The sequence below is a fragment of the Clostridium lacusfryxellense genome, assembly GCF_018861735.1.
GTDB classification, from domain to species: domain Bacteria; phylum Bacillota; class Clostridia; order Clostridiales; family Clostridiaceae; genus Clostridium_AD; species Clostridium_AD lacusfryxellense.
Window position 1 is genome coordinate 37,004 of record NZ_JAHLEB010000018.1, and the last position, 15,180, is coordinate 52,183.

The window sequence follows — 15,180 nt, forward strand, 5'->3', positions numbered from 1 at the left end:
TAATAAAGTTAATATTTTATTACTGATAACTTATAAGAGGAGAGATTTTATTGATTACTTATATAAATAGTGAAATACATGAATTTAATGCCATTGAAAAAGTGTTTTCTGAACCTTCAAGCACGCAGAAAATGTTTTGGCTTAATATTAATAATCCAAGTGCTAGTGATTTTGAGTTTTTAAAAAATAAATTTAATTTTCATCATCTTACTATTGAAGACTGCATTAATAAGACTAAAAGATGTAAAATAAATGACTATAAGGATTATCACTTTTTAGTAATTGCAACATCAGATAGACACGCAAACAATGCGTTCTCCTATAGCAACATATTTATATACATTTGTTCAAATTATATTATAACAATCCATTATGGTGAAAATAAATCTATAAAAAAAATTATGACTGACATAGACAACGGTTCAAATATTGTTTCTAAAGGAAGTGATTTCGTTTTATATAATATTCTTGATGAAGCAATAGATCAATTATTTGTAGTAACTGACAAAGTTGAAGAAAAAATTAATTTTCTAGAGGAAGAATCAATGAATAACCCTGTTCAAAGTACACTTAATAATATTATGTCAGTGAAAAAAAGTGTTATTAAGCTCAGAAGAGTTGTTTCTCCACTTCGTGAAGTATTAAATACTCTACTCCGGCATGATGATATTATAACCGAAAAATATAGATTATATTTCACTGATATATACGACCATATACTTCGAATTTATGATTTAATTGAATCTGATCATGAAATGGTTACGTCTTGTTTAGAACTTTATTCCTCTCAATTATCCAATTCCATGAATAAAGTTATGAAAATATTAACTATAATTACTACGGTTATGATGCCACTTACAATAATAACCGGAATCTATGGTATGAATTTCGAGAACATGCCTGAATTACATGCAAAATATAGCTATTTTATTACTATATTTGTAATGTTCTTTATTTCTTTCTGTGAAATTTTATATTTTAGCAAGAAAAAATGGTTGTAGGAACAAATAGTGCACTCAGTATGAAGTTTCCTGCGTGGCACCAAATAAGAGTTTGAAACGTGAAATTCCATTAAGAAATTCTAATCTTTCGCAAATATAAAATTCTCTAGCACTCACATTCGGCGTGCGCCGGTTCGCTAGCCTTCCTTCCAGTCAGGCTCACGAGAATTTTATATTTGCAAAAGAAGAATTTTAAATGGAATTTCAATGTTTCTGCTCTTCTTATTTGGTGCCACTCCCGGAGAAATTCATACTATATCATATTTACTCTAAGATGTATCTAGTATTTATTGCATATAAGGAAATGATAAATCCCAACTATAAAAAATAAAATAAGAAGTTCTAAAGCTCGCTTCAATGCATTATACGTAATATATACTTTTTTTGCGTATTATTTATAAGTTACAAATTTCATTCCAAACTGTTTCATCTACAATAATTCCATTTCTGTCGCTATCTTCCCTCGTTTTAGCTGTGCGCTCACCTGGGTAATAAACTTTACCACCCTCTTTAGTAGGAACTGCGGACCCCAGCTGACTAATAGTACTTTCAAGTATTCTATTTATTTCTTCTTCTGATGAAAAAGTATTAGGATTAATTGCTATAAAAATCTGAGAGCTACCACCGCCGCCTCCCTTTCCTACTTTATCAATTTCACTGGTCGGTTTACCGTTTGAAAGGACAGCAGCTACCAAATCAAGTAAAATAGCAAAACCAGAACCTTTCCAAAAGCCAGTTGGCAAAATTCTTTTTGATTCCTCAATTAAGCCAGGATCTGTTGTTAAATTACCTTCCTCGTCAAAGCCACCATCATATGGAAGTTGGTCCCCATTTAGCCTTGTTACTTGAAGTTTCCCATAAGAATACTGCGACATTGCCATATCCAGCACGATGTTACCTTCTTTTCTAGGAACTCCAATGCAAAAGGGGTTATTACCAACACAAGGAACTTTTGAGCCCCATGCTGGCATGCATGACTCTGTATTTGTCCAACATACTGATAAGAAGCCATCATTTGCTGCATCCCATGCATATGTACCCCCGCGCATCCAGTGTGTTGTATTTCTAAGAGAAACAACTCCGATATTATTCTCTTTAGCAAGCTCCATCGCTCTATTTATAGCAAATTTCGCATTTAGAATTCCTATACCCATATTACCATCGTAGTTCTCCATACATCCACAACTTTTAACTAAAGTTGGTATAGCTTTAATATCAACCCATCCTCTACCTACATAATCAATAAATCTTGACACCCTATTAAGTCCATGAGAATAAACACCATCTCTACTTGATTCTGCGTGAACCTTTGCACACATACTTGCCTGCTTCTCTGTTAAACCTGCTTTTATCATTACGCGTTTAATTTCTGACTTCATCTGTTCAAATGGAATTCTCATAATCTTCACATCTCCTTTAATATCTAGTCTAGTATATGCTATACTTTTAGTATACTTTAATATATTTAAAATACAAATAAGGAGGAGAGAATTATGATATCCTTTTATAAAAATAAATCTATTATATTGACCGTTTTGGCGCTTACCTTAACTCTGATGGTTGGTTGTTCAAAACCTACGATCCCAGCAAATTCTGATACTAATAATACAGATAACACCAAAAACCAGAATGAAGTTCCTGATAGTTCAACTAAACCTAGCGAGGATAATTCTTCTTCAGGTTCTGGAAGCAGTTCAAGCACTTCAGCCCCTACTGTCGATGAATCTCAAAAATCAACAATGGAAGATATTCTTAATTTAGCTAAGCAAGGAAAAGTTGTTAACTGCGAATTTCCAGTTAATACTACCATCATTGATACTGTTGAAAAAAAATGGGGTAAGGCCGATAAAAGTGATTACGTAGACGCAGCAAAAGGAACTTATGCAACTTTTACAAAAAAGGGCATTGTTTTTGGTTTCAATAAAGGGTCACAAATATTTGAAGTTAGATCGTTAAATAAAGATCTAGGAAAACTATCTATATCAATGATAAAAGATTTTTTTGGTAATCCAACTTATGATGTAAAAACCAATAATGAAGAAATAATTGGTTACACTGCTGGACCAGATTATAAATTATTATTTGTATTTCCAAAAGTGACAACAAATAAAACTACCCAATTTATGGACCACTATTCGGTATTATATCCAAGAGGAACTGTTAATAATATGGCAGATGACACAGGGAGACAATGGTAATTAACCATATTAATTTACAACATTAATCGGGTCTCCTTTAATAAATGATTCAATATTTTCAGCAATCAGCTTAATAAGTCTTTGCCTAGACTCAAAACGCCTCCAACCTATATGTGGAGTGATGATTACATTATCCATTTCAAACAAGGGGTTAGTGTTTGAAGGTGGTTCTGGATCCTGAACATCTAGGGCAGCACCAGCTATCACTTTATTTTGTAATGCATCTATTAAATCAGTTTCTTTTATTATTGGCCCTCTTGCTGTATTTATTATGAAAGCTGAAGATTTCATTAGCTTTAACTTATCTTTATCTATAAGGTGCAATGTATCTGCATTTAAAGGACAGTGCACTGAAACAAAATCACTCTGCTTTAGTAACTCTTCGAGAGACGCAAAACGTACATTTGGGTTATCCCAAGGCCTCTGAGTTCGAGTGTATATAAGTATATTCATTCCTAGAGCTAATGCAACTTTTATAACAGCCTTCCCAATTGCTCCTCCACCACCAATTACTCCAAGCGTTTTATTTTGAAGTTCAAAATGAGGTAATTCTAAATGTTTAGTAAAATTATTAAAGTTTTTCTCCTTAATCATAATTTGCTGCTGGATTAAAGATGAACTAAAATTCAAAATATAAGTAATTGTTAAATGAGCAACTGCCTCTGTACTATAGCTAGGAATGTTACAAACAGTAATATTCATTTCTCTTGCACAAGCGATATCAATATTGTTATAACCAGTGCCTGCTTCGCAGATAAGTTTTACTGATGATGGAAACTTAGATATAAGCTCTCTACTTAAAGGTAATTCCTTAGTGATTACAATTGTTTGATCTTTAACTCTTTCTAAAATCTTTTCATCGCTGCTTTCATCATGTTTTGTTAAAGTAGTGATGCCAGCGATTGACGAAAAATCTAGTTTGTTATCAAAATTAAGTTTTGCCGAATTTAGAAATACTGTATTTTCCATATATACCTCCTAAAGTTTTTATATATTTAATTTTCCATTATAAATTTTATCTTTTGTATACTTATCATTTTAACATATATAATGTTATTTAATTTAGCTATATTTATACTTTAGATATAGCTAACAAATTTAGGTCACAAAGATGCATTTCCGTAGTAGTTATATGAAAAATAGTGTATACTAACTATAAAATTCAGAATAATATATTAAGTATAAAAAAATAGGTGGTGATGATAAATGAAACCTGTATTAATGTTTATAACAAGCTGGTGTCCTTATTGCAAAAGGGCAGACGTTATGATCGCTGATTTAAAAAAGTCAAATCCTGAATATGCAAACATTGAGGTTACTGTAGTCGATGAAGAACTTCACCCAGAAATATCAAAGAAATATGATTACTATTATGTTCCTACCTTCTATGTTGATGAAGTTAAGTTACATGAGGGAGTTCCTACTAAAGAAATTATCCGTAAAGTATTTGATGAGGCGTGTAAGTAAGAAAAGAGAGATATATAATTTAGAGTTAATTTCTAAATTATGTATCCCTTAAATTATTGATTTAGATAAATTCTTTACTTTCCTCTACTTTATCAATAAACTCAACATCTTCTAATGACGCTAAGGCATCTTTTACTTCTACATTGCCTATTACTTTAGCATAAAGAATAATATCTCTATTTACATCGCCATCCCACTCAAAATCAGTCATTACATTACTAATCCCTAGATATTCACCCATTGTGCTGGCACTTATATTAGAACCTCTATAAGTATCAAGTCCTTCTTGTGTGATTCTAATTTCATAAACTTTATCATTTTCTTGCATTTATAATTCCTCCTTATTTTTAACTTCATAACTGTAATGTTCTACATTATTCTAATAATATACATTTAAAAAAATAATCATACACATTAATATGTATATAAATACATATTAATGTGTATGATTATGTGGTAATATGTTACAGTGAATGTTTTTTATAATTATACTATAATTATTTATAAAATGATTATATTACATATGAATTAATAAAATATTTAATAACGTATTTTATAAACCTTTGTTAAATTGAATATATTGTTATAGTTTAAATACTAGTACAATAGGAGGCTTAGAAACATGATAAATGTACCTAAGGCAAAAGGGTTAATCATCGCTAATTTAGACCTTGCTTTTCAAATTGAAGAGAAAGCAGACCGCGCAGCTGAACTCATAATTGCTAATAAAAAACTTGCTTTTCAAAGCGAAGAAAAAGCAGACCGCGCTGCCGAACTTTTAATTGCTAATAAAGAACTTGCTTTTCAAAATGAAGAAAAAGCAGACCGTGCTGCCGAGCTTTTAATTGCTAATAAAGAACTTGCGTATCAAAGTGAAGAAAAAGCAGACCGTGCTGCTGAACTCATAATTGCCAATATTGAGCTTGCCTTTCAAATTGAGGAGAAAGCAGACCGAGCAGCTGAGCTAATCATTGCTAATAAGGAGCTTACTTTTCAAAATGAAGAAAAAGGTAAACGTGCAGCTGAGCTTATAATTGCTAATAAGGAACTTACCTTTCAAAATGAAGAAAAAGGCAAACGAGCTGCCGAACTTATTATTGCTAATAAGGAGCTTGCCTTTCAAAATGAAGAGAAAGGTAAACGTGCTGCTGAACTCATTATAGCTAATAAAGAGCTAATTATTGCTAATAAAGCACAAGGTGAATTTCTCGTTAACATATCTCACGAACTTAAAACGCCCTTAAATGTTATTTTTTCAACAGCTCAGTTATTTGAAATGTATTGCAAGAGTGGATCACTTGACGATAAGAAGGATTCAATTATTAAATATATCCAATCTATGAAGCTAAATTCCTATAGATTATCCAAACTTATTAATAATATAGTTGATTTATCAAAAATTGAAGCTGGATTCTTTAAACTAAGCTTATCAAATAACAATATAGTAGAAGTTGTAGAAGAAATAGTAATGTCTATAACTGCTTTAACTGACAGTAAAGGCCTAAATATTATTTTTGATACAAATATAGAAGAAAAGATTATTGCTTGCGATACAGAGAAAATTGAGAGGATAGTATTAAACCTTATATCAAATGCAATAAAATTTTCAAATGAAGGCGATGAAATATTTGTACAAATTAAGGATAAAAATGAATTTGTTGAAATATCAGTAAAAGATAACGGTATTGGAATTGAGGATGAATACTTAGATATGATATTTGATAGATTTAAGCAAGTTGATAAATCATTATCAAGAAATACAGAAGGTACAGGTGTTGGTTTAAGTTTAGTTAAATCCATTGTGGAACTGCATGGTGGCAGCATACATGCTAATAGTGTATTTGGAAAAGGAAGTAAGTTTACAGTTCGACTTCCCTCAAAAAAGGTACTTCAAGAAAATATGATATATAATAACAAAATGAGAAATGGAAATGAAACTATTCGAGTAGAACTTTCAGATATTTATTTATAATTTTATCAAATAAACCACCTTACTAATAGTATTATAACAATAATACTATTTTTTTTATGACATCATACAATAGAATTTATATAATATTAACTGTATAATTATTAAAGATGCTCAAATTAAATCAATTGATAATTATATAAAATATTTATTATAGAGGGGATGTAAACTAGTGAAGTATAGAACTTATGGTAGTACAGGAGAAAAAGTTTCTGCTTTAGGATTTGGTTGCATGAGGTTACCTGAGGTTGAAATAAACGGTAATTGGTATATTGATGAAGATAAAGCATTACCTATGCTTTTTAAAGCTTATGTAAACGGTATTAATTACTTTGACTCAGCTCCATATTACTGTCATAGTAATAGTGAACAAGCTATGGGCAAGGCTTTAAAAGATGTAAGAGATAAAGTAAAATTCACTACAAAACTACCTGTTGATGAAGTTAAAAGACCTTCTGATTTGAGAAGATTTCTTGAAAATAGTCTTAAAAAAATGGACACTCCTTATATTGATTTTTATCATTTTTGGGGAATGAACTTAACAAAGCTTGGAATCGCAAAGACCAACGACCTTTTTAATGAAGCACGAAAGGCAAAAGAAGAAGGTTTAATAAAACATTTAAGTTTTTCTTTTCATGATGCACCAGAAAATATGATTGATATAATTAATGCTGGTGAAGGACTTTTTGATTCTGTTTTATGCCAATATAATCTTCTTGACAGAGCAAATGAAAAGTCCATAGCTTATGCCCGAAAAAAAGGACTTGGAGTAGCAGCTATGGGTCCTGTAGCAGGAGGAAGACTTGCAGCACCTACGGAGCTTTATAGAAAACTTACAGGCAAAGAATCTATAGCCACATATGAGCTTGCCTTAAAGTTTGTTTTAGGAAATGCTGATATAAGTCTTGCTCTATCAGGCATGGAAAATATGGATATGTTAGAAAAAAATCTAGCTATCGCTAATCTTGATACTTATATGACTAAATCAGAATGGGATAATGTTGGCAAAGCAATGGGTGAAATTAAGAAGTTTTCAGAGTTATATTGCACAGGGTGCAATTACTGTCAGCCATGTCCTAAAAATATAATTATCCCTAAAATATTTAATATGTATACTTACCATAATGTTTACGGCTTAACAGATGTAGCTAAAAAAGAGTTTGGAGAATATAAGAATAGTCCAGATAAGGGTGCTTTGCCTGAAGCTTGCGTAGATTGTGGAATGTGTGAATCAAAATGCCCACAACATCTTAAAATAAGAAGTGAATTAAAAAGAGTAGTTAATGTTTTAGAAGGAATAGAATAATATATCTGCGAACTATATATTAGATGGAGGTTTTTAATTATGAAAAATATTAATCTAGGTAATGGAGTTATAAGTGCTTCTGAGATTGGTTTAGGATGCATGAGAATAAACGATCTTTCTAAGAGCCAAGCATCCACACTTATTAATACTGCATTAGACGAGGGAATTAATTTCTTTGATCACGCAGATATTTATGGTGGTGGAAAATCTGAGGAAGTTTTTGCAGATGCTGTTGAAATGAATTCCACCATCCGTGAGAAATTTATACTACAGTCAAAATGTGGCATAAGAGACGGATTTTTCGACTTTTCAAAGGAACATATTTTAAATTCAGTAGATGGTAGCTTAAAGCGATTAAAGACAGATTACATTGATATACTACTATTACATCGTCCTGATACACTTATGGATCCAGAAGAAGTAGCAGAAGCTTTTTCAATTCTTGAAAGGAGCGGTAAGGTTAAATATTTTGGGGTAAGCAATCAGAATCCTATGCAAATTGAGCTGCTTAATAAATACTTGAAAAATAAAATAATTATAAATCAGTTACAATTTAGTATAACAAATACAGGTATAATTGATTCTGGACTAAATGTAAATATGAAAATTGATCCATCTATTGTTCGTGATGGAAGTATACTAGAGTATTGTCGTCTGAAAGATATAAACATTCAAGCATGGTCACCATTCCAGTATGGTTTCTTTGAGGGTGTATTTTTAGATAACGATAAATTCCCAGAACTTAACATGAAAATCAATGAAATTGCAGCCATTAAAGGTGTAACAAATTCAGCAATTGCAATTGCTTGGATATTGAAACATCCAGCTAAGATTCAGCCAATAGTTGGCACAACAAACCCTAAACGTCTACAAGATATTTGCAGAGCGTCTAATGTTGATCTTACAAGGCAGGAATGGTATGAAATATATAGGGCAGCAGGTAACAAGCTTCCTTAGTAATCAAAACATAAAAAAGCCTGTGAGATAGTTTTATAACTTATCACAGGCTTAATATATTTTTTAATTTTCCTTAACTTTCCTCTACATTCTCAATATATTCAGCATTTTTTAATTCCTCAAAAGCATCCTCTACTGACATATCATCGATAATTCTTCCAGTAAGAATTATTCCTTTTTTTATATCTTCATCCCACTCAAAATCAGTCATCACACTATCAATGCATAAATTTTCAGCCATAGCATTTGCACTAATATCAGCACTATTATAATTATCAAGACCCTCTTGTGAAATTGTAACTCTATAAATTTTTCTTTTCTCTGACATCCATTATACCTCCTCACGATATTTTTAACACGCTAAGTATAATGTTCTACAGAAACCATAAAATATCCATCAATTTTTATAAATTATTAGTTTTACTTAAAATAATTTGTAAAGATTATGTAATCATATGAAGTATGATTACGAATATTACTGTAAATAGGAGACCAAATGGGTAGGTTGCTCCATACCCAGCAGCAACTTCATCAGTCTGTGTAGCATCAATAGCAGCTCCGAGTCCTGGTGTGCTTGTCATTCCGCCGCATATTGCCCCGGCAATAATAATCCAGTTCATTTTAAATATATATCTTGCTATAACAAATCCAACTAACAATGCAATTAGGCCAGCTACAAAAGAAATTAGTGCAAGTTCTGCACCACTTCCGCCAAGGGCAGCTACAGTTTCGTATCCATATTGTAATCCTACTATAGCCAGGAATAGTGAAAGAGATAAATCTCTTATTGCAGAAAGTACTTCATTGTCCATTCTGAATGTTAATGGTCCAATTTTTCCAATATGACCAAGCCATAATGACATTATAAGTACGCCCCCAGTTGATCCCAAACTAAACCATTTAATAAATGGAATATATATGTTTATTGAACCAACAAAGTATCCAACTAAACAGACCACAAGGAATGAAACAATATCCATACCTACTTCTTTTATGTCCTTGTCTTTACCTCCCTTTTCAGTTAACGATTTCATCTCTATCTTAAATCTTTGTTTTTCTTTTTCTACATCCATTTTAAATATAACAGGGAAAAAGTTCATAGCAATAATTACTACTAAAACACCTGGTGCATATCCAATAGCATGACCGAGACCAACTTGTGCTTGTGCTACTACACCATATTTAGCAGTAGATTCTAACGCCGCTGCAAGAGCTGGTGAACTAGTTAATGCACCCGTATAAACCCCTGCAACAGCAAAATTGTTTTGTCCTGTAAATATAAGTGTAGCTATATATGTCATTATTGCGCCTGTACCAGTTATTGCAGCGCCTAGAAAAATAAATCGCGCACCATATTTTCTAATAATTTTTCCTAAATCTTTTGCTGCAAGCAGTCCAACTGATGCAATAAATAGTATCAGTGTGAATGTAAATAGGGTGTTACTAATTACACCATTAGCAAAATAATTAACCGCATATTTTGGTGCCCCTGTAATTAGACCTTTTTTAGCATCACTCGGGTCCAACATGAATGGAACGCAGTATTTTGAATAAAGTAACCACCCAAAGAATATTCCAGTAAATAACCCTCCTGATTGTCCGAGATTGAATTTGCCAATTCTAACTTTGCCAAGCAATAATCCCGTAAGGGTTGCTAAAAACATAGGAACAAATGGATTAGTCAAAAATGCGATTAAGTCAAATTTCATTATTATGCCTCCTTTATCTAATAGATTAAATTTTTAGTTAACAATATTTAATATAGTCCAATAATTTTCCACCATATGAACCCTCCACCGATCCATATAATAAAGTAAACAATTCCAAGAATGAAGTTTAAACTCCACCATTTATTCTGACTTACATAACCTGAACCGAAAAGAATAGGTGCAGGACCACTGCTATAATGTGTAGTTGAAGCAAATAAGTTTCCGAATACTCCTAAACTTATAGCTGCAAGCATAGGTGGAACTCCTCCTGCTATTGCAACTCCAAGGAATGCTGAGTACATTGCACTTACATGCGCTGTTGAACTTGCAAAAATATAGTGACTGTAGAAATAAGCTAAAAGTAAAACAATTAAGATAACAGGCCAGCTAAATCCTTTTACGTTTTGTCCAATTGCATTACTAAGCCATGGAATTAATCCAAGTTTATTAAGCTGAGTTGCCATCATAACAAGTACAGAGAACCACATGAGTGTATCCCAAGCTCCCTTTTCACTTTTTACATCATCCCAAGTTAAAACTTCAGAAGTTAAAAGAAGAGAAAGTCCAATAAATGCTGTAAGTGTTGCATCTATATCAGTTATGGTTCCTGTTACCCATAAGAGCAGCACTATAACAAATATTAAAGCCATGAATTTTTCACTTCTTTTAAGTGGACCCATTTTTGTTAGGGCATCATTTGCAAATTTAGGTGCATTTGGAGTGCTCTTTATTTCTGGTGCATATAGCTTGTATATTATAAGAGGTATTACAATTAGAGATATAACACCTGGAACAATTGCCGCTATAAACCACCCAAACCAAGTAATTTGGACTCCAAATGTTGCTGCAAGACTTTGAGCTAATGGATTAGCTGCCATTGCTGTCATAAACATTGCTGAGGTTATAATATCACCATGAAACTCACAGAATATAAGAAACGAACCTATTTTTCTTTCAGTTCCATCCTCAGGTTTAGATCCAAAGGCTTCTGAAAGAGATTTTATGATAGGATAAATTATTCCACCTGCTCTTGCAGTATTGCTTGGCGTTGCAGGTGCTATTACAAGATCACAGAAAATAATTGAATAACAAAGTCCAAGGGTCTTTTTTCCGAACGTTCTTACAAATAGATAAGCTATCCTTGATCCGAGACCTGTTTTTATGAAACCTCTTGAAATAAAGAATGCCATAACTATAAGCCATATACTGCTATTACCAAATCCTGCAATTGCAATTGCTGTACTTGTAGTTCCCGTTAGAATTGATACGGTTAATCCTATTATAGACAAGGCGCCTATAGGAAATGGCTTTAAAATACACCCTACTATTGTCGCAACAAAAATTGCAAGCATGTGCCAGGCCTGAGGTTTAACTCCAACAGGAGCTGGTATAAACCATATAATAATTCCTACCAAAATTGCTATAATAAATTTAATATACTTATCAGAATAAATTGACTTGCTAGAACTTTTAGTCATAATTAAAGCTCCCTTTCGCTACTTATTTTTACATTTTTGTAATCGTTTTTAATCATTGCATTGCAAAAAAGGTTTTTTATAAGGGGGCTATGTATATAATTATATACATCCCCCTTTTCTTGTATTGTTTTTGTTAAGTTATTAAATTCTTGCTACACCTGTTTCTCTTGCCACCCTAGCAACTTCTGCTGCTACAGTTTTTGCAACCCTCTCATCAAAAGCTCCTGGAATAATGTATTCATCATTTAATTCCTCATCAGTAATTAGACTTGCTATTGCTGTTGCTGCTGCGAGTTTCATCTCTTCTGTGATATCTGTTGCTCTTACATCTAGTGCTCCCCTAAATATTCCAGGGAATATCAAAACATTGTTAATCTGATTTGGATAATCTGATCTTCCTGTTGCAATTACTCTTGCTCCACCCTTTTTAGCTTCTTCTGGCATTATTTCAGGTGTTGGGTTTGCCATTGCAAATATAATTGCATCTTTATTCATAGTCTTAACCATATCTGCATTTAACATATTAGGTCCTGAAACCCCAATAAATACATCTTTTCCTTTTACAACTTCAACTAGCGTTCCCTTTTGCATATCTCTATTTGTAACTTTTGCCATTTCAACTTGAGGTGGATTCATCCAATCAAGTCCCTCAGCTAATGCTCCTTGTTTATCACACATTACTACATTCTTAATACCATATGAAAGAAGAAGTTTACAAATTGATATTCCTGCTGACCCTGCACCATTTATAACTATTTTTGCAACACCAACTTCTTTCTTCACTACCTTTAACGCATTGATAATTCCTGCTAAAACTACAATAGCAGTACCATGTTGATCATCATGAAATACAGGTATATCCAATTCTTCTTTTAATCTTCTCTCTATTTCAAAACACCTTGGTGCAGATATGTCCTCAAGGTTTATTCCTCCAAAAGTTGGAGCAAGATATTTTACTGTTTTTATAATTTCTTCAACATCTTTTGTATCAAGACATATTGGAAAAGCATCGATATCTGCGAATTCCTTAAACAATATTGCTTTTCCTTCCATAACTGGCAAAGCAGCTAGGGGACCTATATCTCCAAGACCAAGTACAGCTGTTCCATCAGTAACTACAGCTACAAGATTTCCTTTAGCTGTATATTTGTAGACGTTTTCACTGTTTTGATAAATCCTTCTACAAGGTTCAGCAACACCAGGGGTATAAGCAGTACTTAATTGATCTCTGTTTTTAACTTCAACCTTAGATACTATTTTAATCTTGCCTTTATTCTCTTCATGCATTTTTAAACTAAGTTCATCATAATTCATTTTTAAAACCTCCCGTTAGATTTATTATCTTATTGTATTATAATATGTAATCTAAAAAAAATAAACATTTAGAACTTATTCTAAGTGTTTAGTAACTAAAGTAATCAAAGTAATCTATTACAAAACTAAATATGCGATTTAATCTCTATTTTAAGGTTTAATAATAATATTTATAATATTTTCATCACTCTTTAAACACTTGTATCTATATATTGGTCTACCAATAGAACCATATATAACCTTTTTCTTTAAAGCACCCTTTTCCTCTAAAAAACTAACATATTTACGCATTGATACCCTTGAGACACCTACAAGTTTAGCAAGTTCTTCAGTGGAAAAAACTTTGTCTTTATTTTGTATTATTTTTTCCCATGAAATTTTCAATGTATTCTTATCTAGCCCCTTTGGAAATTCAATCAAATCACAATCCTGCTTATTATATAAAATATGTTTATCTAACTCCTCTTGACTTAAATCATCTTTATCATTTATTAACTCTTCCCTATTTCTATAATTATTTAAAGCAGATCTAAAACGTTCAAATTCAAAAGGCTTAATTAGGTAATCTACTGCCCCATAGTGAAGCGCTTTTTTTACAGTTGCACTGTCCCTTGCTGCGCTTACCATAATAACATCAATATTTTTGTCCATTTTTCTAATTTGTTCAAGTAGTTCAAGACCATCTGTTATTGGCATGAATACATCAAGTAAAATTAAATCTATTTCCTCTTTACTTAAAATATCAAAAGCATCATTAGCAGAGCGAGCAATACCACTCAACTTAAACCCATCTATTTGTTCAAGATAATATTTATTAAACTTTATTACCATTGGATCGTCTTCAACAATTAAAACCTTAATCAACTACATCGCCAACCTTTCAAAAAAACATACCGATTTTATTATAGTATATACAATAACAATAATTATAACAACTAATGTAAATATATCTAAAAGTTAATGGTAATACTAACTGTGAGAGCTGATAATCAAATGGAGGTTATTTAAATGAAAAAAGTGAACGGCTTATTAGGATGCTTAACAATTATTTTTCTATTAAGCGGATGTGGAAATATAGGCATAGCTTCTAATACAACAATCTCTGAAACGGGAACTGGAGTCTTTAGCTTCAGAGTTGCATATAATAATATTATATTTGATAATTTAAACGGCAGTTTATTAAAAGATAATCTCAATGCCACAGCTAATGATCGTATTAAAAAATATTCTCATAACCAAAAATTCCTTGAAGAATATAAAATTAATTTTAATAGCTTAGATGATTTAAATAAAAAATTAGCTAAAAATGAGAATGGATTTAAGGTCAATGTTATTAAGAAAAAAGGTTTATTTAAGGATACATATACATACGAAATGAGATTTCTTAAAACATTTGGCATATCAGAAATAAAATCAAGCTTTTTAGGCATTAGTGATACTAATCCTGTCCGATCTATAAGTCCCTATAGTGATACCGATATAAATAAATTTATAAGTAATGTAAAATATACTAATGTAGTATCTTTGCCAGGAAGAATAATATCAACTAATGCAGTCGGTGATACTGGCAGCAATCTAGTTTGGACCTATTATCTTAATAAGATTAATACTGAAACATCAATGACAGCTACCTATATTATAGAGAAAAATTCAAGTGCTATCGTTGCTGCTGCTGTAATAACGATTTTATTTACTTTAATATTTATATATTCATTAAGATATAAAAGAAGAAAACGATAAAAACCATATAATGAAATATTTTTTCATTATATGGTCCTATT

15 protein-coding genes are annotated in these 15,180 nt (G+C 31.7%); 7 read left to right on the forward strand and 8 right to left on the reverse strand.

Annotated features, from left to right (window positions below):
* Positions 1-50 precede the first annotated feature (50 nt).
* Positions 51-1,001 (forward strand): magnesium/cobalt transporter CorA, encoded by a 951-nt coding sequence (gene corA, locus KPL55_RS12035; RefSeq protein ID WP_216306977.1) that lies wholly within the window; start codon positions 51-53, stop codon positions 999-1,001.
* A gap of 395 nt (positions 1,002-1,396) precedes the next feature.
* Here the strand turns inward: corA and yiaK are convergent, their stop codons facing one another.
* Positions 1,397-2,401 carry a 3-dehydro-L-gulonate 2-dehydrogenase gene (gene yiaK, locus KPL55_RS12040; protein WP_246599430.1) on the reverse strand — a complete coding sequence of 335 codons (1,005 nt, stop codon included), beginning with the start codon at positions 2,399-2,401 and terminating at the stop codon, positions 1,397-1,399.
* Between the two features lie 93 nt (positions 2,402-2,494).
* On the opposite strand from yiaK, the gene KPL55_RS12045 reads away from it, so the two are divergent.
* Entirely contained in the window at positions 2,495-3,199 is a 705-nt protein-coding gene (locus KPL55_RS12045; RefSeq protein ID WP_216306979.1) for a YjgB family protein, read from the forward strand.
* Positions 3,200-3,208: 9 nt separating this feature from the next.
* On the opposite strand, the gene KPL55_RS12050 is transcribed toward KPL55_RS12045, so the two are convergent.
* Complete coding sequence (locus KPL55_RS12050) at positions 3,209-4,168, reverse strand: NAD(P)-dependent oxidoreductase (RefSeq protein ID WP_216306980.1); 960 nt, start codon at positions 4,166-4,168, stop codon at positions 3,209-3,211.
* Positions 4,169-4,405: 237 nt separating this feature from the next.
* Between KPL55_RS12050 and KPL55_RS12055 the strand changes: the two genes are divergently transcribed.
* Complete coding sequence (locus KPL55_RS12055; protein ID WP_216306981.1) at positions 4,406-4,666, forward strand: thioredoxin family protein; 261 nt, start codon at positions 4,406-4,408, stop codon at positions 4,664-4,666.
* Between the two features lie 61 nt (positions 4,667-4,727).
* Here the strand turns inward: KPL55_RS12055 and KPL55_RS12060 are convergent, their stop codons facing one another.
* Complete coding sequence (locus tag KPL55_RS12060) at positions 4,728-4,994, reverse strand: hypothetical protein (protein ID WP_216306982.1); 267 nt, start codon at positions 4,992-4,994, stop codon at positions 4,728-4,730.
* A 294-nt stretch (positions 4,995-5,288) separates the two neighbouring features.
* On the opposite strand from KPL55_RS12060, the gene KPL55_RS12065 reads away from it, so the two are divergent.
* The 3 genes from KPL55_RS12065 (at position 5,289) to KPL55_RS12075 (ending at position 8,898) form a co-directional block, all read left to right on the forward strand.
* Complete coding sequence (locus tag KPL55_RS12065; RefSeq protein WP_216306983.1) at positions 5,289-6,638, forward strand: sensor histidine kinase; 1,350 nt, start codon at positions 5,289-5,291, stop codon at positions 6,636-6,638.
* A gap of 169 nt (positions 6,639-6,807) precedes the next feature.
* A complete protein-coding gene (locus tag KPL55_RS26545; protein WP_216306984.1) occupies positions 6,808-7,941 on the forward strand; it encodes an aldo/keto reductase in 1,134 nt (377 codons plus the stop codon).
* 39 nt (positions 7,942-7,980) lie between these two features.
* Positions 7,981-8,898, forward strand: coding sequence for an aldo/keto reductase (locus KPL55_RS12075; protein WP_216306985.1), 918 nt, complete (start codon positions 7,981-7,983; stop codon positions 8,896-8,898).
* 73 nt (positions 8,899-8,971) lie between these two features.
* Here the strand turns inward: KPL55_RS12075 and KPL55_RS12080 are convergent, their stop codons facing one another.
* The 5 genes from KPL55_RS12080 to KPL55_RS12100 form a co-directional block, all read right to left on the reverse strand.
* Positions 8,972-9,226 carry a hypothetical protein gene (locus KPL55_RS12080; RefSeq protein WP_216306986.1) on the reverse strand — a complete coding sequence of 85 codons (255 nt, stop codon included), beginning with the start codon at positions 9,224-9,226 and terminating at the stop codon, positions 8,972-8,974.
* A 115-nt stretch (positions 9,227-9,341) separates the two neighbouring features.
* A complete protein-coding gene (locus KPL55_RS12085; protein ID WP_216306987.1) occupies positions 9,342-10,607 on the reverse strand; it encodes an aspartate-alanine antiporter-like transporter in 1,266 nt (421 codons plus the stop codon).
* A 47-nt stretch (positions 10,608-10,654) separates the two neighbouring features.
* Positions 10,655-12,085 (reverse strand): anion permease, encoded by a 1,431-nt coding sequence (locus tag KPL55_RS12090; RefSeq protein WP_216306988.1) that lies wholly within the window; start codon positions 12,083-12,085, stop codon positions 10,655-10,657.
* 141 nt (positions 12,086-12,226) lie between these two features.
* Complete coding sequence (locus KPL55_RS12095; RefSeq protein ID WP_216306989.1) at positions 12,227-13,399, reverse strand: NAD(P)-dependent malic enzyme; 1,173 nt, start codon at positions 13,397-13,399, stop codon at positions 12,227-12,229.
* Between the two features lie 150 nt (positions 13,400-13,549).
* A complete protein-coding gene (locus KPL55_RS12100) occupies positions 13,550-14,263 on the reverse strand; it encodes a response regulator (protein WP_216306990.1) in 714 nt (237 codons plus the stop codon).
* A gap of 144 nt (positions 14,264-14,407) precedes the next feature.
* On the opposite strand from KPL55_RS12100, the gene KPL55_RS12105 reads away from it, so the two are divergent.
* Complete coding sequence (locus KPL55_RS12105; protein WP_216306991.1) at positions 14,408-15,139, forward strand: hypothetical protein; 732 nt, start codon at positions 14,408-14,410, stop codon at positions 15,137-15,139.
* Positions 15,140-15,180 lie beyond the last annotated feature (41 nt).